This is a genomic window from Candidatus Nitrosocosmicus oleophilus (genome assembly GCF_000802205.1).
Taxonomy (GTDB): domain Archaea; phylum Thermoproteota; class Nitrososphaeria; order Nitrososphaerales; family Nitrososphaeraceae; genus Nitrosocosmicus; species Nitrosocosmicus oleophilus.
This window is the reverse complement of sequence record NZ_CP012850.1, coordinates 1,882,527-1,902,022: the sequence shown is the minus strand read 5'-3', so window position 1 is coordinate 1,902,022 and position 19,496 is coordinate 1,882,527. Positions and strand designations below refer to the sequence as shown.

15 protein-coding genes are annotated in these 19,496 nt (G+C 34.3%); 10 read left to right on the top strand and 5 right to left on the bottom strand.

Annotated features, from left to right (window positions below; genetic code table 11):
- Positions 1 to 200: 200 nt before the first annotated feature.
- Positions 201 to 356 (top strand): hypothetical protein, encoded by a 156-nt coding sequence (locus tag NMY3_RS09145; protein ID WP_196815586.1) that lies wholly within the window; start codon positions 201 to 203, stop codon positions 354 to 356.
- Between the two features lie 259 nt (positions 357 to 615).
- Here NMY3_RS09145 and NMY3_RS09140 read toward each other — a convergent pair whose 3' ends face one another.
- Entirely contained in the window at positions 616 to 1,182 is a 567-nt protein-coding gene (locus NMY3_RS09140; protein WP_196815585.1) for a hypothetical protein, read from the bottom strand.
- A gap of 411 nt (positions 1,183 to 1,593) precedes the next feature.
- Here NMY3_RS09140 and NMY3_RS09135 point away from each other — a divergent pair, with 411 nt between their 5' ends.
- Together NMY3_RS09135 and NMY3_RS09130 are read left to right on the top strand one after the other, a co-directional pair.
- Entirely contained in the window at positions 1,594 to 1,866 is a 273-nt protein-coding gene (locus NMY3_RS09135; protein WP_196815584.1) for a hypothetical protein, read from the top strand.
- Positions 1,867 to 2,059: 193 nt separating this feature from the next.
- Positions 2,060 to 2,926 (top strand): hypothetical protein, encoded by an 867-nt coding sequence (locus tag NMY3_RS09130; protein ID WP_196815583.1) that lies wholly within the window; start codon positions 2,060 to 2,062, stop codon positions 2,924 to 2,926.
- A gap of 557 nt (positions 2,927 to 3,483) precedes the next feature.
- Here the strand turns inward: NMY3_RS09130 and NMY3_RS09125 are convergent.
- Complete coding sequence (locus tag NMY3_RS09125; RefSeq protein ID WP_196815582.1) at positions 3,484 to 4,425, bottom strand: cation diffusion facilitator family transporter; 942 nt, start codon at positions 4,423 to 4,425, stop codon at positions 3,484 to 3,486.
- A gap of 490 nt (positions 4,426 to 4,915) precedes the next feature.
- On the opposite strand from NMY3_RS09125, the gene NMY3_RS09120 reads away from it, so the two are divergent.
- Both NMY3_RS09120 and NMY3_RS09115 read left to right on the top strand, forming a co-directional pair.
- Complete coding sequence (locus NMY3_RS09120; protein WP_196815581.1) at positions 4,916 to 7,030, top strand: tetratricopeptide repeat protein; 2,115 nt, start codon at positions 4,916 to 4,918, stop codon at positions 7,028 to 7,030.
- 1,333 nt (positions 7,031 to 8,363) lie between these two features.
- Positions 8,364 to 9,254 carry a ParB/RepB/Spo0J family partition protein gene (locus tag NMY3_RS09115; RefSeq protein ID WP_196815580.1) on the top strand — a complete coding sequence of 297 codons (891 nt, stop codon included), beginning with the start codon at positions 8,364 to 8,366 and terminating at the stop codon, positions 9,252 to 9,254.
- A 243-nt stretch (positions 9,255 to 9,497) separates the two neighbouring features.
- Here NMY3_RS09115 and NMY3_RS09110 read toward each other — a convergent pair whose 3' ends face one another.
- On the bottom strand, positions 9,498 to 9,899 hold the full coding sequence (locus NMY3_RS09110; RefSeq protein WP_196815579.1) for an anti-sigma factor: 402 nt from the start codon (positions 9,897 to 9,899) through the stop codon (positions 9,498 to 9,500).
- 297 nt (positions 9,900 to 10,196) lie between these two features.
- Here NMY3_RS09110 and NMY3_RS09105 point away from each other — a divergent pair, with 297 nt between their 5' ends.
- The 3 genes from NMY3_RS09105 (at position 10,197) to NMY3_RS09095 (ending at position 12,016) form a co-directional block, all read left to right on the top strand.
- Positions 10,197 to 10,625 (top strand): hypothetical protein, encoded by a 429-nt coding sequence (locus NMY3_RS09105; protein ID WP_196815578.1) that lies wholly within the window; start codon positions 10,197 to 10,199, stop codon positions 10,623 to 10,625.
- 301 nt (positions 10,626 to 10,926) lie between these two features.
- The gene (locus NMY3_RS09100; RefSeq protein ID WP_231099972.1) at positions 10,927 to 11,349 is read left to right on the top strand and encodes a hypothetical protein; all 423 of its coding nucleotides are present in this window, start codon (positions 10,927 to 10,929) and stop codon (positions 11,347 to 11,349) included.
- Between the two features lie 259 nt (positions 11,350 to 11,608).
- Positions 11,609 to 12,016 carry an SHOCT domain-containing protein gene (locus tag NMY3_RS09095; RefSeq protein WP_196815576.1) on the top strand — a complete coding sequence of 136 codons (408 nt, stop codon included), beginning with the start codon at positions 11,609 to 11,611 and terminating at the stop codon, positions 12,014 to 12,016.
- A 416-nt stretch (positions 12,017 to 12,432) separates the two neighbouring features.
- Here the strand turns inward: NMY3_RS09095 and NMY3_RS09090 are convergent, their stop codons facing one another.
- Both NMY3_RS09090 and NMY3_RS09085 read right to left on the bottom strand, forming a co-directional pair.
- Complete coding sequence (locus tag NMY3_RS09090) at positions 12,433 to 12,828, bottom strand: DUF1622 domain-containing protein (protein ID WP_231099971.1); 396 nt, start codon at positions 12,826 to 12,828, stop codon at positions 12,433 to 12,435.
- A gap of 742 nt (positions 12,829 to 13,570) precedes the next feature.
- Positions 13,571 to 14,092 (bottom strand): DUF308 domain-containing protein, encoded by a 522-nt coding sequence (locus NMY3_RS09085; RefSeq protein ID WP_196815574.1) that lies wholly within the window; start codon positions 14,090 to 14,092, stop codon positions 13,571 to 13,573.
- Between the two features lie 1,183 nt (positions 14,093 to 15,275).
- Here NMY3_RS09085 and NMY3_RS09080 point away from each other — a divergent pair.
- Both NMY3_RS09080 and NMY3_RS09075 read left to right on the top strand, forming a co-directional pair.
- Positions 15,276 to 17,534, top strand: coding sequence for a cellulase family glycosylhydrolase (locus NMY3_RS09080; protein WP_196815573.1), 2,259 nt, complete (start codon positions 15,276 to 15,278; stop codon positions 17,532 to 17,534).
- A gap of 518 nt (positions 17,535 to 18,052) precedes the next feature.
- Positions 18,053 to 19,483, top strand: a complete 1,431-nt coding sequence (locus NMY3_RS09075) for a patatin-like phospholipase family protein (RefSeq protein ID WP_196815572.1) — start codon at positions 18,053 to 18,055, stop codon at positions 19,481 to 19,483.
- The last annotated feature ends 13 nt before the right edge of the window (positions 19,484 to 19,496 follow it).

Sequence of the window (19,496 nt, the reverse complement as noted above, 5' to 3'; positions counted from 1 at the left end):
CATACAAATCTTTTAGGCAACTAAATCTGAATTAAGACAAATGAAATACTTTGGCGCAATTGCATATGCAATATCTCCCAACACTTCCCATGTCTTAGGACATTTACCGACAGTTGTGTAAACCCATACTTTTCAATTAGACACCAAAACACCTTTATCTAACCATTTTGGATATCATCACGAGGTATACAATCCTCAGGTTGATTTCTGATGATAAAAGAAACATTCTGTACGCTATGTCGCAAGATGAGGGTAAAGAATCTGGATTACATGTCAAGATCATACCACTTAAGAAGGCACCTCATGGTTTTACAAGTCAAAGATACCAAAGGCTCAAAAGAAAAAACGAACTCTAAATGTGCTTTAAAATAAAAATAGGGAAGACATAAAAAATGAAGAGTAATAAAATGCAGATTCCTTATATTTAAAATGAATGAGATCTGCCATAACGACAGATACTTACCCGAGTGCCTTAGAGATTTTCTTTACATTAAGAGTCCAAAATAGTGGACATCCGAAACTTCAATTTGACTATTCTATGAAATCCCACCACATATATACTTTAGAAAGGAACGATCTTTAGCCATCTTATATCATAGTAGTGTCATCTTGGCTCTAACTAATGGTAAATACAAATGGTTTTGTAACGTTACTGGGCTGCATATTCTCTGTTAGGTAATATACAGTGGCAGTCGCTGGAGTTTTCCCGGCTTTGATTGCTTGGTATAATGTTCCAGGAACTGGACCGGCAACCGTAACCTTTTCTCCCTGCTTTAATTCAAATGGGGATGAAGGAGCGGTACAACCTTGGAATTGATCCGGTCTTATAACCACATTTGCCATAAAGAACGCTGTTAACGGTGAATCGCAAACCCCAGCAGGTAACATTATTGACCCTGTGGAATTGTTAATTACTGTTGCCAATAGTTCAAAAGTGTTGCCCGTTTTTACATTTGATGGTGTGGGATGAATATTTAATAGGTCGACTCCAGAACTTGCTGAATTCACTGTGGAACTAGTGTTGAAAGATTGGGAATATGCGTTATGATCTTGGCCTAATGGAATAACGAGGAGAGCGGAAATAAGTAGTATTGCCCCTAACGGTATTATGATAATTTGTCCAAATTTGCGGTTAATTGCCACCTTCTCATTTTTCTTCGAGGCCTGTTTTTTTATTGTCACACATTATTGATTCAAACCTATTTTATAACATTTTCTATTTATTTTGAAATTATCATCAAATGAGTATGACCACTACTAGATTAGAGAAAAATGAAAAAATTATTGCTTTGGTATTCAACGAAAAGACACTAGTATCTTTGGTCCTCTTAACTGTTACCTAATTATTAAACTGTATATAATTCTTAACAAGCAATATTAACATTAAGGAGCCAGCTCGAGAGTTGAAAATATCGATAGCATATCTTTTTTTAAAGAATAGATTGCCTGGCATAAAAATTATTGACAAAAGAATGAGTTACTTTATAGGGTACATTAATGATTTAATACCATTCAGTAAATATGCCAATATAAGCCAAAAAATGACAATAAGATACAATTTTGATAAAATATTAATTATGTTGGGATGAGAAAATGCTTTTTATAATTGACATATTCATGATCACCATGGCAAGCAATAACAATTTGGACGATTTAAATAAAAGTTATGAAGAAACAATGCGTAAAGTCAATGATAAGGTTTCTTCTGAATTTAAACAAAATATGGACAAAATGAAAGAAAAGAATTTAAATAATCTGAGACATGAAATTGACCAAGTGAATCACGCCCTTGATAATAATGATCTTTTCAAGGCTCAGTATCATGCAATGAATGCAAGATTTTACAAGTATTTGTCTGGACTTTAAGTCTTTATCAACGCAGTCAACACCGGTTTTGTCTTGCTTGTAATAATTTTATTTATTTCCGGCCCATTGAAGTATTTTACAAACCCGGAATTATTGATCCCTTAATGCAGTAAATCTATGAATCCAGGTTTTATCACTAAAGGTCATTAGTTTTGCAGACATTCATATATATTTGAATGTTTTAAACAATCCAATGGCAATAGACATTGAAGTTTCACATAAGATATCAATCAAATTTTATTATACTTTTTTAATGTTGATTGGAATTTTCGTGATCATTTCTATTGGATACGATGTTGAAAGTATCGCTACCTTTGCACAATATGACTCTACGAATTCAATTTCTCAAATAGAACAAGAAAATTTCTATCAGCCAGAAATTATTTCAACTAATAACCAGGACGAAGAATCTTTTTCTAAAAATTCTTTTGCCAATCCAAATGTCGGAAGCAATTCTAACAACACGGCTAGTAATGGTTCAGGCACCCCAGACTTTAGACAAGATCTTAGTGGAAAATATACAAATCCCAAATATGGTATATCGGAATTTGAGATTCCAACAGGCTGGTATGCAACAGATAGCATGAATGGCGATAATGGCATTATCCTTACCATACTTCCTTCCACAACACAAGAGTTTTTTACTGACCTAAATTCTCTCTCAAACAATGATACCCTTCCTATAATTAATTTGGTAGTACAAGATAAAGAGGATCTCAAGGAACGACAAAGTGAAGCGTTCGCTGATTCTGGACCATCATCTCTTTCTACAAAGTGTACAGAGCTAAATCCAAATTCGACCTCCACAATAAATGGTAAGCAATTTCAAATCTCAACGATGAAATGCTTGACAGCAGATAAAGAGCCTGTCCCAGGAGGTATTGACTTTGGTCACAATGAAATAACAAAGTCTTACAAATTTGATACTTTGACCAAAATTTATGTTCTACAATTAGTGTTGTCTAGCGAATATTCTTCAGATAAGATCGTAAATGAGGCGTATCTATCTAAATTCCAACCAATTCTAGATGATACAATTCAAACATTAAGAATAGAATAGTTATTTGTTACATGGGGTGTATCATAAAGAAAAAATGATTATTCTAATTAATTTTCAGTTAATTTATTGACAGAGTATTCAATCAAGGGTTCCATATGTTATATCCCATTAATTCAATCGCTTGGAGTGGCTTAACTTTTCTAATAATCTGTCTTCTTATAAAAAATTTCCATATAATTGGTTATGAATCTCATGTGAACGATATTTGAGCAATACTCAATACAAACTCAAAAATTCACTAGCTTTCTTATCGTTTAATCCACTCAGAGATTTCCCATCTATTTGATCTAAATAAGGTAATCCGGTCAAAATATATTGTGAGATTGTTAATTAACACTTTAACAATATACTGGTTAGCTGATAGAATATACCTAAAAGAAAATTGTCGATAATTCCGCACGAAAAGTATACACATGATACCGAGGGCACATTGTTTATTTAGCAACTAAAATATAGTGATTTCATAATTTTTTGTTACCAATTAATTGGGACAAGTATATTTTGGTTCAGATGGGAATATGTCCCGATTCAAGTTAAAGTACAGATTTTTATTTATTCTATTGCGATAGCTCAACGTATATTTTTGAACGGTCAGTATAGGGTATGGCCTCTTTGATTTTATTTTCAATATTATCAATGATAGATTCGATCGCATCGGTACTTAAATTCTCAATCAAACTAACTTCAATTGCTATCAGAACATCTTCGGCCGCAAGGTGCATAGTCCGTATTGATTTTATTTTTTCAACTTCAGGGATGCTAGAAATTACGTTATTTATCTTTTTTAGATCTCCTTTAGACATTGCTTCACCAATAAGCATGCCTCGGTTCTCCCTGGCCAAAAATAAAGCAAAACCCATTAATACTACTCCAATCAGGAGAGAACCTATTGCATCATAAGCAAGATTTCCAGTAATTTCAGAAAGGGCCAACGCTACTATAGCGATCAATATTCCCAAAAGAGCAGCGGAATCTTCTACAAGTACTGTTATGATAATAGTATCTTTATTTTCTTTCAGTTCCGCAAACAATACGGGTAGAGTTAATTTTTCACCCCTATCTTCTATCATCTTGCTAAATATTCTAAATGCTACCCTAAGCGAATAGACTTCAAATACTAGAGCTATTGCCAAAATCACATAATTTACTATGTAATCTTTTACCTCATGAGTAGCGTGATCGCTTAAAAAATAACTTATCCCATGTTCCAAAGATAACACTCCTGATATACCAAAAATAAGTATGGCTACAACAAACGACCAAAAAAATTGTTCCTTGCCAAATCCAAAAGGATACTTTTCATTTGCCTCCCTCTTGCTTGTCTTCACACCCACCAAAAGTAGTACCTGATTGAAGGTATCTGAGAATGAATGGTAGGTTTCAGCCCACATAGATGTACTGCCAGTAAATAACGCTGCAAAGAGCTTCGAAATGGCAATTGCCAAATTACCAAATAATGCAGCATAGACTGCCTTCTTTGATTCACCTCCGCCTGTCACTCCCTTGTTTCACTTGGATGGTTAATAAATTAGATTCAGATGATTTTGATTTTTGAATGCTTTTGGGTTTTTGTAATTGGTGGTTAACATTCATTTGATTGTATTAGAACACTTTTTGAAGACTTTTAAACTGAAACAATGAATGTCATTTATTTGATGTACAAAGTTTTTTCAAATATTGATAGGTTCAAAAAATCGTGTTTGTGACCAAGTTGATCTAATTTATAATAATGAAACAAATTCTTATCAACCATTACAAGGCCAATGGTAGTGTACAAGTAAACTCTAGTAAGTACATTGGAAGGCCGAAGGTGAATTAGTTGGATTTACGGTTAATGTAAAGCTGTCTGATCTTGTCGATGCTGTGATCCATTGTGTAACTAATTTAGAAGCTTTTTTCTTGTATTTTCATTTTAGGAGCTCTAATTCTGAATTTTTAATAGTAAACTTTTGCAATTATCTTTTATATAGAGAGACCATAAGGATATTAATGTCATTCTGTCATCAATGTGGTTATTCTCTTGAATCGGATAATGAGACCATATGCCCCGGCTGTGGAATCGATCTGAGACCTTCTAATGATCAGAACAGCACAAATGAAGCAGGTAATATCTCCTCCTCAGAATCTATAAATGATATAAATAATACTCCTTCTTCTGGAACAGCAACTTTCGATAATCAATCGCTAAATTATACAATAGTTGAAAACACAATTATTTTTGATGACAAAGGAGATGCTTCAGTAAAGGTTTTAGATCTATTTCAAAGATTATCCCATAAATCTAACCTGTTGTACCAATTATTAGCGGATAACTATCAAAAAAATGAAAATAAGGCTCAAGAATTACAGGACTCTTCTATTGCGTTGGTCAAACCATGTCAAGACATATTAGATGAAGTCGAAAAAATTGAGGCCGAATGCAAAACCAGGATAATCGATATTAAGATAGGGGAATTACAAATTTCAAAACACGACCTCGAGCTAAAGCATTTAATATTAATGGGTAACCAATATTTCTATCTGGGCAAGTATGATTACGCCCTTGAATGCTACGACAGGATTCTACACATTGATGTCCGTTATTTTGAGGCGATACTCAATAAGGCATTTACATTGAATAAGGTAGGAAGATACAGTGAAGCAATAGACTGGTATGACAAGGCGCTTAAAATACATCCCAACCATGTAAACGCACTAAATAACAAAGGTGAAGTACTCTATACCCTTGAAAGATACGGTGATGCAATAGAGTACTTTGACCGGGCATTGCAGGTAAATCCTAATTATGTAAACGCTTTGAATAACAAAGGTACTGGACTTTATAAGCATGAAAGATATAGTGATGCAATAGAGTACTTTGACAGGACACTAAAAATATATCCTAACCATGCAAATGCTTTAAACAACAAGGGTTGGGTTTACTATACTTTAGGAAGATATGATGAGGCTATAGAGTGGTATGATGAGGCGTTAAAAATAGAACCAGATGATGCGATTTCCTTAAACAACCAAGGAAAGGCTCGATATAGTCTCGGACGATATAATGAAGCTATAGAGTGGTATGACAAGGCTTTGGAGGTAGATCCTAAGAATGTAAACGCTTTAAACAATAAGGGTGCGGCATTTGATAAATTAGGTAGATACATAGAAGCTATAGAGTGGTATGACAAAGCTTTAGATGTAGATCCTAAAAATGCTAACGCTCTAAATAACAAGGGCAGGGCCCTACATAGTCTCGGAAAGTATAGTGAGGCTATAGAGTGGTATGACAAGTCGTTAAAAATAGATCCTAAAAATGTTAACGCTCTGAATAACAAGGGTGCGGCATATGATGAGCTAGGTAAATACATCGAGGCTATAGAATGGTATGACAAGGCTTTGGAGATAAAATCAACATATACAATATCTCTAAACAACAAGGGCGCAGCATTCTACAGCCTTGGTAGGTACAGTGAGGCTATAGAGTGGTATGACAAGGCGTTAAAGTTGGAACCCAATGATCCTGATTCTTTAAATAACAAGGGCAGGGCCTTACAAAGTCTCGGAAAGTACATTGAGGCTATAGACTGGTATGACAAGGCGTTAAAAATAGATCCTAGACATGTAAACGCTCTAAATAACAAAGGATGGGTGTATTATACTTTAGGAAGACACAGTAAGGCTATAGAGTACTTTGATGAGGCACTAAAGCTAAAACCACAAAATGCTAATGTTTTAAACAACAAGGGTGTAGCATTAGACGAATTAGGTAAATACAATGAGGCTATGGAGTGGTATGACAAGGCGTTAGCGATAGATCCTAAACATGTAAACGCTTTAAACAACAAGGGCTCAGCTCTTGACGAACTAGGTAAATACAATGAGGCTATAGAATGGTATGACAAGGCGTTAAAAATATATCCGGAACATGTTAATGCCACATTCAATAAAGGCGCATCCCTGTTTAACCTAGGTAAGTACAATGAGGCTATAGAATGGTATGACAAGGCGTTAAAGTTGGATCCTAAAAATGTTCAGGCTAAAAATAACAAACATTTGGCTGAAGAAAAATTAGGTAAGAGTAAAGGGGTCAGCAACATTTTATCGAAGTTAACAAATGACTAGAATGTTAGTAACAGAGACACCTATACCGAAAAATCCTAAAACTGGCCCGTAAAGCATATTTTTATGGGAAATAAGGTTCGAAAAAGCAAGCAAGAATATCATCTGACTAATGCTCCTAAAAAAGGTACATTTTTTGAGTCAACATTAGCACAGTAAATATACCGATGCATAGTAAATGATGCACAAACAAAATTTTTTGTAAAATCACTAGGTCCTTTCAATAAATTCGGGGACTCGAGACAAATTTAGAAACAATAGATGAAACCAATTTTCTATCTGAGTTATTTGGAAATCCAATTCTGGTAATGTTTCACAAATTTTGAGATTGATAAAACAAATTTTAATCCCTCAAGTAAGATAGTAGAGGACTCATTATAGAATTTTGAGCGATCGAAAACTTTTTTTAGGACTTACTACGCCTTTTAAGATTTGAAAAGGTATAATTTGCGATGTACTTTAGATTACGCTATTCTCCACATATCTCTTACTAAAAAAACAGATAAATTCGTAAATTCTTTTCATCCATAAAAATGTGATAAGATTGAATAGTTCGGAGCTCAGCACTCCATGCTTTTCTTCAGATGAGTTGGTTGCTATTTTATCATCTGGATTCTCAACTTATCCGATCCCATATGTTGAGGTCACAGGCAAGGTGGTTACACTTGTCATTAAATCCACTTATCTCTAAATCAGATCTCATAGATGTACTGACAAAAAGTATCCGATGTGAAATAAGTACTAAACATATTCCTGAAACAAAATATTTAAGAGGATCTATTCTTCGAAATCAGTAGAGCTTATTATAGAAAAACGTTACCTAACTATCATATATACAGACTTTCGATAAACTTCTTTTTGTTTTAAATATTACCCAATATAGGATACATAATAAACAAAGAGGTTACTTCAAAATACAGACTTCAGGTAGGAAAATAAAGATGTACTTACTCAAAAGAACTCCATGGACTTAAATCACAAATAGTAAAATAATTAAACTGGTAACAGAAATTATCTTTATCAATTCAGGGTTGAAGAGTACTTTATGAAAAAATTATAGTCAGTCCTGTCTGTGCTATTCACAAATTCTTCAATTCATTTTTATAGATAGGCATATGCCCTACTTTTTTGATTTTTTGTAAGTTTCTGATGATTTTTTCAAAGGATTTCCTTAAATAGGCCCAACGAAGAACTGCTCCAGTCAGATTTAAGCATAGTACGGGCATCCATATATTTGGTCTAATTTGAAATTAAGTGGAAATTTTATAACTTAATTTGTCTAAATGTGAAAATTTTATTAAACCGTTAAATACCTCAGATGACTGGATAAAATATGATGAAAAATTTCTCTGCTAGCCCTATGATGAAAGGAATAGTGGAGGAAGTTGAGATTAGTAATTTGATTTTACCCAATTACACGATTCATGAAAGGGGGAAGGAGTCAACAGATGAATTAGCCCTATCAATCTTACAACATGGTTTGCTACACCCAATTATTATAAGAATCAAAGAAAGCCAGTTTGAAATCATTTCTGGAATCCGTCGATACCTTGCTTGCAAGAAACTGAGATGGAAAAAAATACCCTGTCATGTGATAGAGGTAGACGATAAAGACAGTTTTGAAATATCCTTGGCTGAAAATATTCAAAGAAAAAATCTCAATCCTATAGAAGAAGCAAGAGCGTTCAAAGTCTATATCACCGATTTTGGATGGGGAGGCGTATCCGAACTAGCCCATAAGATCTCCAAAAGTCCATCATATGTATCAAAAAGGCTTTCACTCTTAGAATTAGCAGTAGAGATAGTTGATGAGATTTCAAAATCTAAAATAAGCCCGAGTGTGGCCGAAGAATTAGTTTATGTAAAGAATCATGCAACTCGACATGAAATGGCTATCGAAATAGTAAACAAGGATTTGACAGTAAAAGAAGTTAGGAAACTTGCAAATGCACTATCTATCGCTGATGCTACTGAAAGCCTTGAGTATAATTCACTAATGGATTCAAAAGAAAATAGAGATTTAAAAATAAACAGGTGTTTTGACAAAATTCTTACAACTCTTAAGATTACTCAAAATAGAATTGGAACGATTATTGAAGAAGTCGACGATAACTGGATCATCTATGAGACACTAATGCATCACAAGAATCTGATAAATAATCAAATAGACATCATGATAAGAGAGCAAAAAAGATTTAATCAAAAATTGAAATATAAAATGCCATAAGAATCACTCAAATTTTTCGACGTCGAAAAATTCATGTAATCTTGTTTTGCTTTTAACATTAGTGAATATATCCAAATGGTGCATTCAGGCTATTTTTTGGTGTCTATTTTCAGTCTAGAGAATTTTATCTTTCTACCCTTCTACTCTAAAGCAGGCTGAGTAATCAAAAATTCAAAACGTAGGATACTAGGGCCTGATAAACTGAAAAAAAATGTCTACTCAAAAAGATAGAAAAAAAAGAAATTATTGTCCAAATGGTGCTGGTAAGACGTAAATGCCTACTTGGTTGGAATAGGATGGCTTTGGATCTTTATCATCTTTGGGTTCCATGGTCACAAATAAGTCAGTGTATGTGTATGGATAAACCTGGGTGGATTCCATACTAAAAGATCCATCAGCCTTTATCATCCCAACACTTAATGGATATCCTGATGCACGATAGTTTCCATCATATAGCCAAACTTCAAATACTTTGTCAGTTGGTGGGATATAATTTGCAACCCCAGCAATGTTTAACGAGTGGCCATCAGAATCAATATCAACTAATCCAAAGACACTTCCCTCTCGCCCAACAATAATGCCACTTGAGTCACTTACCTGACTGTAAGCATTAGATACGTATACTGATCCTATTAAAACTATCAAAGATGTAAAAACGATAGATATTTTTAGAGATAACATTACGGTTTATTAAATAGATCTAATATATAAAGATAGAAGAACTCTTGCCTTTGAAATTCTAAATCTTTAGTTCAATTCAATCCAATTGAATTTTAGAGTTGAAAATAATATTTTCAACGATAATATGTAATCTATTCAATATTTCGCAATCATTCTAATTGACTCGCATAAATAAGGTAAGTCTGTATGAATTAATTGTATGGATGTTTTTTTGGCGTGAATAAGAATTAAACCTTTATACTTGTTTCTATAAGTCAAATCATGAAAATCATTTATAAAAAAGAAGGAATCGGGATTGCTCTTGGTATACTTGTTTTTGCAGTCTCAGTGGTACTATTGAATAGTGATGGATTATACACTAACAAAGTATTTGCCCAAGGGGTAAACTCAACTTCAGTTCAAGAACCTACCGATAATCTGGATAAGGTTATATCAAAATTTAAAGAGATAGTTGGAAATAATGGAATTAACATTACATCTCTAACAGTGTCTAACAGCTCAGATATTTCTCAAGAATTACAAAAGATAGTTGCAGCCAAAGTAGTTGCAGCAGTATCGGATGCATACAATCAAGCCCTTGAAGAAGCAGGCGTTGCAAATACAACTCAAGGACTGAAGGAAAAATATGCTGGCGACCTATCAATGCTTGCACAAAAGTTCAATGAACTAAAGCAAAATTTAACCAGCTAAGTTCAGGTTTTCACGGCGTTGGAGTTTCTCTAACATCATGATGAAACCGAGTTTAGGTTTTAAGGATAACGCTAGATTCAAGCACTATAACACCAGCATTGGAAAAGGGCTTTAGAAACCTGGATTATCATTAGACCCATCTTTTGGGGTATTTAGAATAACTAATTACAGGATTTAACCAATTCTGGCTTTTGAGTTTCCCCGTCTAGGTACCTCATAAAACCACAATTTGAATTTGCAACACTAATAATTTTCCTTTTTATATACATTGTTTATTAACACCTTTTACTAACTAATGTAAATGCAACGTGGCAATAAAATACTGCTAGCAGGTATAATCATTCTTGTATCAAGCGCGATTATATTTGGATTATCAGCATATAAAGCTATTTTAATGATCGAAAATTTCCCCGATATATCAGCCAAAGGATTAGCAGACAAGGCTACTGAAAAATTAGCAGGCAAGGTAACTGATAGAATTAATGCTTCAGCCAAAATTCCTGATAGATTAGCTGACAGGGTTACTGCTAGTGTTAATGCTTTCCTGAATACATCCACTGATACCGAAGATGTGTCTACTCAAAATATTAAACAAAAATTAATGATTGATGCAGGAATATTGTTCTTTGCCATAGTCTCGGGTATTGTACTTTTGATTAATGGGCTGTTGGCCATGATAATTGGAATTTATATTTGGGTACACGATAGGAGACATGAAGCATAACGCTGAATAAATTAATTCATCAAAATCAAGATCTGGTAAGAAAATAATTAGTGCATAAAAATAGTGATTGGTTAAAGACCAACGCTATATCCCACCTATGATTTTCTCTTATATTTCATTACTATCTAGAAATGTATATACTGCCTCTTTACAAGTAATCATACACCATCAAAGACATCTTCAAAAAAACGAGAAATTTTGGATGTTAAGATTCTCATAAAGATAGGCAAAAATAATTTCAATACAAATATCGTAATCCTTGGAGTTTCAACAAGATATTATCCAAAGGAATGAATTAGAATATCCAGATAACTATTTTAGTTACGAACACTTTGATATAGATATGAGAGGAAGATGGGCAGCATTTGCAGTTGGAAGAGCTGCAGCTAATAGCAGAAGTCAAGCCGCAATGCAACAACAACAACAACAAGCAGACATGGCAATGCAACAACAACAACAGTTAGCACAGCAACAAGCACAAGCACAACAAGCCGAAATAGATAGATTGAGAGCACAACAATCACAACAGACTCAAAATGTACAATCATCTAGTTCCCAAGGGGATGTGACCGAAAAGATTCAAAAACTTGGAGATCTTCATCAAAAAGGTTTGTTGACTGACGAAGAGTTTGCAAAGATGAAGATGCAATTGCTATCACAAATGTAATGTGATCATTGAAAAGCGGATTTAGAATATAGTACAATCCTGACTTTAGGGTAGTCAAATTGATCTGCGAATTGTCATATAGCAGAAAAATCGTTTAATTTTTTTATTTTATAACTATTGCTTTTACAGTATTCCTGTAATGAAATCTCAATTTTGATACAATTTTCTGTGGAAATGGAGATATTTGAAAAGTGTTTATTTGGATAAAGTTTTCGATATTTGTCTTTAAATTTTTATGTGTGTGATGCTCATTCAAGGTATCTCAGCTTCAAATCTTGATTAAAACTGGCATCATTAGCTGATTCAACAAATATTGAATTTGAAAGTGTTCGCATCAGGTCAAAATTTTGCAAATTGACCATGTTTATGTTATTGATCATTTAGGCCTATTATTAATAGACACGGTTGAATTCTAATTAATCAGTATTGTAATTTACTGGATCACTTTTTTCTAATTCTTTTGACATTGCCCAGCTGAGTAGTATTCTTATCACCACTATAGCCAAAAAGTACAAGAGTTCGCTTTGTGATGGAGTCATAATGGTTTTTAAGATATCTACAGCTATTAAGAAATCCAATGAATACAGTAACCCCCTTAGCATTCGTGTTACTATTTGACTGTTATACAATTGCTGCTGTTGCAATACTTGCTTCTTTCCAAATCCTGTAACATATTTTTTGAATAGGTCAAATAATGTTCGGGAAACGATCACTATGATAAATATCGCGATTACCACTTCTAGCGCAAGAACAACATACTCCATTAGATGTGTTATAAGTTCCGCTAAGCTGCCTTCACCAGGATCCAACACAAATACTTTTAAAATCAGACATAAAAAAATATAACTGATCCTAGTATCTTTATCCTCCAAAATACGGATAAAATTAATAAAACCTAATCTGCAATATTAACCTCATTTGCAAACAATGCAAATTCCATTAATTCAGAAAATCCGATGCTCACTCCTACAAATACACTCTACTTTTTCTTACTGATACTCTGCCACGGTAGGTTTGATCCATATGACAATGTATTAAAGAAATATCTGCTTTGGTTTTAAGTCAGTATGGTAGTATATATTTTCATACCCATATATTGAATTTTCTACAATAAAATTCGCATCAACCTAGTCATAATACTAACATTCGAATTTTTAATTTGTGGCCCCAATCAATCCACCACATTATCATATAAAAAAGGATTTCCTTAATTACGTAATACCTTTGCTTTTCTTGTTATCAGTGAACAAAGCAATCAAGTTTATCAATTAGTCAAATGGTTGATTCACAGCTATCGGTGTGGGTACAAATTATCATACTCGTATATTCGCTGGTGTTTTATGATATTTGGTTGATTACCAAAGATGGTTATTTCCCCCCTTGGGTTCTAGTCAATCAAAGGAAAAAAGTAACTATCATAATGTAAGTAAGAATAGTAATATTTAGATGTATTTTTGAAAAAGCGAAATCGATCTTCTACCAATAGAATGGATCAAACTAGGCAATAGTCTTAAAAAAATGGAAAAAACATTTTGGGGTATAAAAATATCCCTGCTACTTTGTCAATGTATTTCTCCTTCTGGAATGACCAGTAAGCCCAGCTGCGATTATTTGGATGCTTGTTATAAGTAGAGCTATACCTATCAAGATTCCTGCTAGGGCGATCCCAATATTCGGGTAAACAATCACTGCAATTGCAAAGATTATTTCTAGAACACCTACACCAATGCCAAATATATTTGACTTTCCAGTTTCTTTTCTGCCCTGGAATGCGTGAAATATTCTTGATATACCATCAACTAGCAGTGCAATACCAAGCAATATTACTATGATAGCGGTTGCTCCTTGTGGGTATGTCATAGCTAACAGGGAAATGACGATTACGATAATCCCTAACCCTATGCTGGCTAAGCGAGCCCTTCCCCTTCCAATGATACCAGAAACGACTTTTTCGATTCCGGCAAAGAACAATAAAAGTGCTAAGATGAAGATTACTGAGATACCTCCCATAATTGGATTGAGCAAGACCAGTATAGACAGGATTAAGATAACTGCTCCCAGACCGATCTGGGCCATACGTATCCAGCCAGGTGATTTATCAATATTCAAATGGAAACCCCCATTTGAGAAAGGTTGGAACTAAACTTTGGAATGCCAGACATTAGAACCCAGCATTGTTGGATATGAAATGCATTTATTGCATATGTATTCAAATACTTCATAATACTACTTGGTAGTAATAGGTTGCTGGAAATATAAAGTTTTATAAATAATAAAGATTAGTATACATCAAAAATTGTGAATCACAAATTAGTCAAAATTTCCAGTAGAATTGAAAAACAATCCACTAATCAAAGACTAGGTTGTAGTTCTATTGGACAAAAGCATATTAGGTATCAAATTTGATAAGATCCCTTAATGTTTGGATTATCTTAACGTCCACCCTCTTTTTTATCAGTCTAGAAATCAGGTATTAAGTATATGTAAGATATTTCAATTACTTTTTCTTGCACAACAAGACATTTACTTTAGAATAATCATTTTCAATAGGTCAATGTATCAAAAAGGAAATTATTAAAGAATTAAGCTAGAACGGTCAAAAATTAATATCATATTAGTTGGACGAATATAATTTTTTTACGAAAATGATGTATTCGATATGTTAAATTATCGGAAGATCACAAGATTTCGATCCAATTAATTGGATGTTCCAACCATGTATTCAGAGAGATCTTCATGATACTTTAGTGGCTATAACCAAAAGGAATTAGTAATTCACTGAGATTTGAAATTGTCAATGAGGGATATGAAATATCACAGATTCGGTCATCAAGATTTAGTGGGCTAGCTATTAGATTTGATTGTGAGTAATCTTTTCAAATCTGAATTGAAATTATGTTTCCTTTTTAATCTTCTTCTTGGATTTGTAACACTGTAAATTTTCACATTTGATATGTGACCTAGCTTATAAGATGGAGATACGGCCTTTGATGTGTTACTAAATATAACGTATCATCTACAAATTCGACCCAAACTCTATGTTCTGAAGCCAGTCTGTTTCTTTTAAGAATATGAAAAATAATACACCTGAGATTTATCTCGCTACTTTGATCAGAATCCATGATTGTTCTAAAACTATTTATGATACATTGTACTCCCCTTCTAAATGCACCGACCGACACCCGCTTTAAGACATTCATTCTTTTGGATTTTCCAGATTATTGTAGGGACCATTTGTTTGATCCTTTCAGGAGTAGTTGTGTTTTATGGAACCCACACTGCGGCGGGCGCATATATCTGGCTATTCTTGGCTGGGATAGGTCTTATGATGCTCGGGGCAGAAAGGCTGATAAGCGGTTTGACCTCCAAGGGTGTCAAGAAAAGATCTCGGTTAATCAATATTGGCATTGGTCTTGGGCTTATCATCTACATTGGCTCAGGTTTTTTCTTTCCAGAATTCGCGACTAAATACCTAATATTATTTCTTGGGTTTGGCTTACTTGCCAATGGGGCTATAAGGATAGTAAAAAGTCTAAAGAAGAAAAAAGAAGAGGGTTATGATTATGAAGCCATGCTTTTGGGAATATTAATAACTTCCCTATCTATTTTGGTAATAGTTTCTGAAAAATTTGGGTTAGCACTTCTTCTCATAATGACGGCAATAGCACTGGCAGTAAGTGGCATACAAGTAATTTTGGCTGGAATTAGATCTAGAAAGCAGGCAGCTAAGTCTCAGACTAATTCTGACAATTTAGTTACAAAAGAGGCTAGCGACAATGAGAGTGTCATGCCTTTACCAAAGGACGTTAAGGGATTTTGGAAAGATGGCTCATGGTTTAGAGATGAGCATGGAAGGTACACCATATTTCGGGGAGTAAATTTTGGAGGCCGGAGTAAACTGCCACCATACCTTCCCATTTCGCCGCTTGAGGTAAAGGAATTATCAAAGCTAGATTTAGATGATGAAATTCATTCGGTCAAGCCTGGACTGGACCTTCTAAAGACTAGTGGTTTTAATGTAGCACGTCTTCTTGTATCGTGGAAAGCATTAGAGTCCAAGCCAAATTCAGACCTAAATGACCTCTCCGAAGAAGGTAAAGAATATCTGTCATTCTTAAATAGAATAATAAAAGAGCTTTATAAAAGAAATATCTACGTTATCCTTGATTTTCATCAAGACGTTGCAAACGAGATATATGGAGGAGATGGGTTTCCTGACTGGACAATAGCGGTAGATGAAGAACATCCCAAACCAGCGCTGACTCAGATCCCACCACCCCCTGACAAGAAATGGCAAATAAAGTACATGACAAATAAATCCCTAAAACATACTTTCAAATCCTTTTGGGAAAATGACTTGACAAACAAAGATGAAGGTTTAGTACATTACCCAGTACGTACGCACCTAGAAAAGACAATTGAACTAACTGTCAAGCATTTACAGTGGTTAAACAACGGAAATACCCACCCCGCTATATTAGGAGTCGAGCCTTTTAATGAACCCCATCCAGGGCTGATACCAAAAGAAGAATTTGAGCAAAAGTATCTTATGGACTTTTATCGAGATGTAAATTCTAACATCGGAAAAGTTGACCAGAATCTCTTTATATTTATTGAACCTCGGGTAGACTGGACTTTCCCTGCGGAAGGATCGCCTATGGCCTATGGGGCAGCACCACTTGAGATTAAACAATCATTTAACATGAATTTTATAAAAAAGGTGATGGCTGATAAGAAGACAGTAGAAATGAAATTGCTTACATATCTTCCCAAAGATCCATCATCGATTTCTAATTTTGATTCTAACGGTGTCTTGTCGTTTCATTTTTATGATCCGATGGCAGTTGCTAGCTCTTTTGTACCGATTCCTGAAAGTATATACACGTACAAGAAACAATTTCCTGAAATGTTTAGACAGCTACACAATGCTGCTATCGAAAGAGGATTTATTCCTTTTCTAACAGAATTTGGAGCGTTTCAAGAAGGAGAACAAGTCAGAGAGTATCTGAATCTACAATATGATCAAATAGACGCGCTCTTGCTAAATTCAACAATTTGGAATTATGATCTGTATAATACCGAAGAGTTAAAAGATAATTGGAACCTAGAAAATTACTCACTCCTTGGACCAGAAAGAAGACCACGGAATATGGACGTAGTGGCACGTCCATACCCAATGAGGAGTTCGGCAAAGCCATACGCTTTATTTTTTGACGTTGATTCAAAATATGCAGCCATTGTTCTAAAAGGGAAAGTTGTTTCCGAAAAGCCAACTGTCATTTTTATACCGTTTGATACTCATTATACCCCAGAGTTCACAGTCTGGGCCACCTCTAGTAATGAGATAAAATGGGATAAAGATAATCAGCTTTTGTATTGGCAACCATCAAACGACCTTCAGTTTAATTACCTGATAGTTGCAAAAGGAAAAATTGATCAACTGGATATGAAAAATTTGCCTAAAAAGATAAGCGAAATGGCCAATAATGTCACCTTTACGACATTTAATTTTAAATGATATAATTATCTTTTTTAAACCGATAGTAGCATTACATCTTTTTTTCTTCACTCAGACCACGAATAGACTTTGGTAAAAAAAAATTATTATGTCAAAATAACCGCTTTAAATTAATTCTTGAGTATTTTGATATGCACCAATTCCTTAGGTACGCTCGTATTAAATTTATCATCGCTTTGCAATTTGTGATAATAAATGATTTTAAGTTTCATATCCTGCCAACCATTGTTGGTTTGGAAACTCGCCAAGATATTTAGTTACCATAAATAGTACAGTCATCAATTTATAGATTTGTAGATATTCATATTATGTTCAAAACAAACGTGCTCCCTTGTTGTTTGAATATCCCCATGCGGTCATGTGCAAACCCTACAATTTTTTACATTAGGCTTCCCCTGTCACCATAATGTAGAAATTAAATGAGGTTTCATATTGAAATCGGTCAGTTATGAGGATTTGAAGGTTACTTTAATGTCTAAAAGTTTAATCCAAAGGATATCATATTCAAGATAGATCATATGAGTAATAAAATCAATACTATTCCAACAAAAGAGAGAGCATTGGTACTTCAGGGTGGGGGTTCGTTGGGTGCTTATGAAGCTGGGGCATACAGAGGCATTTATGAATTCTTGTCCAAGTGGGATAGAGATCACGGGAATGAGAAAAAATCCACATTTGATATTGTTGCAGGGACATCAATTGGTGCGATAAATTCTGCAGTATTGGTAAGTTATGTTATAGAAAATCAAACCTATGAGGGGTCAGCAGAACGGCTCATAGAATTTTGGCATTATCTTTCTAAAGAATCAAAAGTAGATAAAAATCCGTTCTTTGAAATGTGGTGGGATTATTTCCACAAGTTCAATAAGAATACTGCTACTTCCGAAGCTGCCCGGAGATATTACTCAGCAAAGGAATTTGCCCTTTATGGAGTACCCAATGCTTTTTATCTTCATACCCCTACCTATGATCATAAGTTCTTTGATTCAGATAACGTGTGGTATAGATATAGTAACGAACCATTAAAAAAGAGCCTGGAGCGATTTGTGAAATTTCCCATAGCTACATCGGAAGAGGCCGATCAACCTAGGCTACTACTTGTTGCGGTTGATGTTGCTGAAGGAATTCCGGTAACGTTTGATAGTCATGCGACTGAGGACGGTTCAAGAAAATCTGAATATGGGGAATTTTTAATGAGAGATGAAAAAGAACCAGTTTTTAAGTATACAATAAGATATGATGATGGAATTACTGCTGATCATGTCATTGCTAGTGGGTCATTTCCTGTAAATTTTGATTATTGCAAAATCCTCGTAGAAGATAATCACACTGGATTGACATCTTCTTCACCTCAAAATAAACCCAGAAAAGATATTCGATATTTCTGGGATGGAGGCCTTATGACAAATACGCCATTAATGCAATTAGTATTAAAACATAGATGGTACTGGTACAAAACCAGAGGACTGAAAGAAAATGTACCAAGATTGGGTGTTTGTATTGTTAATCTACACCCAACAAGACAAGATGAAATTCCACAGGATAGGGATGCAGCCATCAACAGAAATAATGATATTACATTTTCTGATCGGAGCTCCCAAGAAGAACAAACATTATTAATAATATCAGATTACGTAAATTTAGTTAGGAGATTAATCAAAGTATCAACAGAGAACGGAGTAAAGAAAGAGATTATCGATCAGCTTTTAGATGAAAAGACAGCAAATCCTAGTTTTTTTCCAAGACTTAAGAAATATTCAGATCTTCTTGCAGGAAGATTTCAAATAGATGAGCTTATTCGAGTAAACCGCAAAAATGATGAACACACCATTTCAAATAAGATATTCGATTTTTCAAAAAAGACGATAGATTTGTTGCTACAGCGTGGTTATGACGATGCAATCAGCGAATTTGACCGGTTAAAACAAACTTTTACTAAACCAGGTTAGATTATGTCAGCAA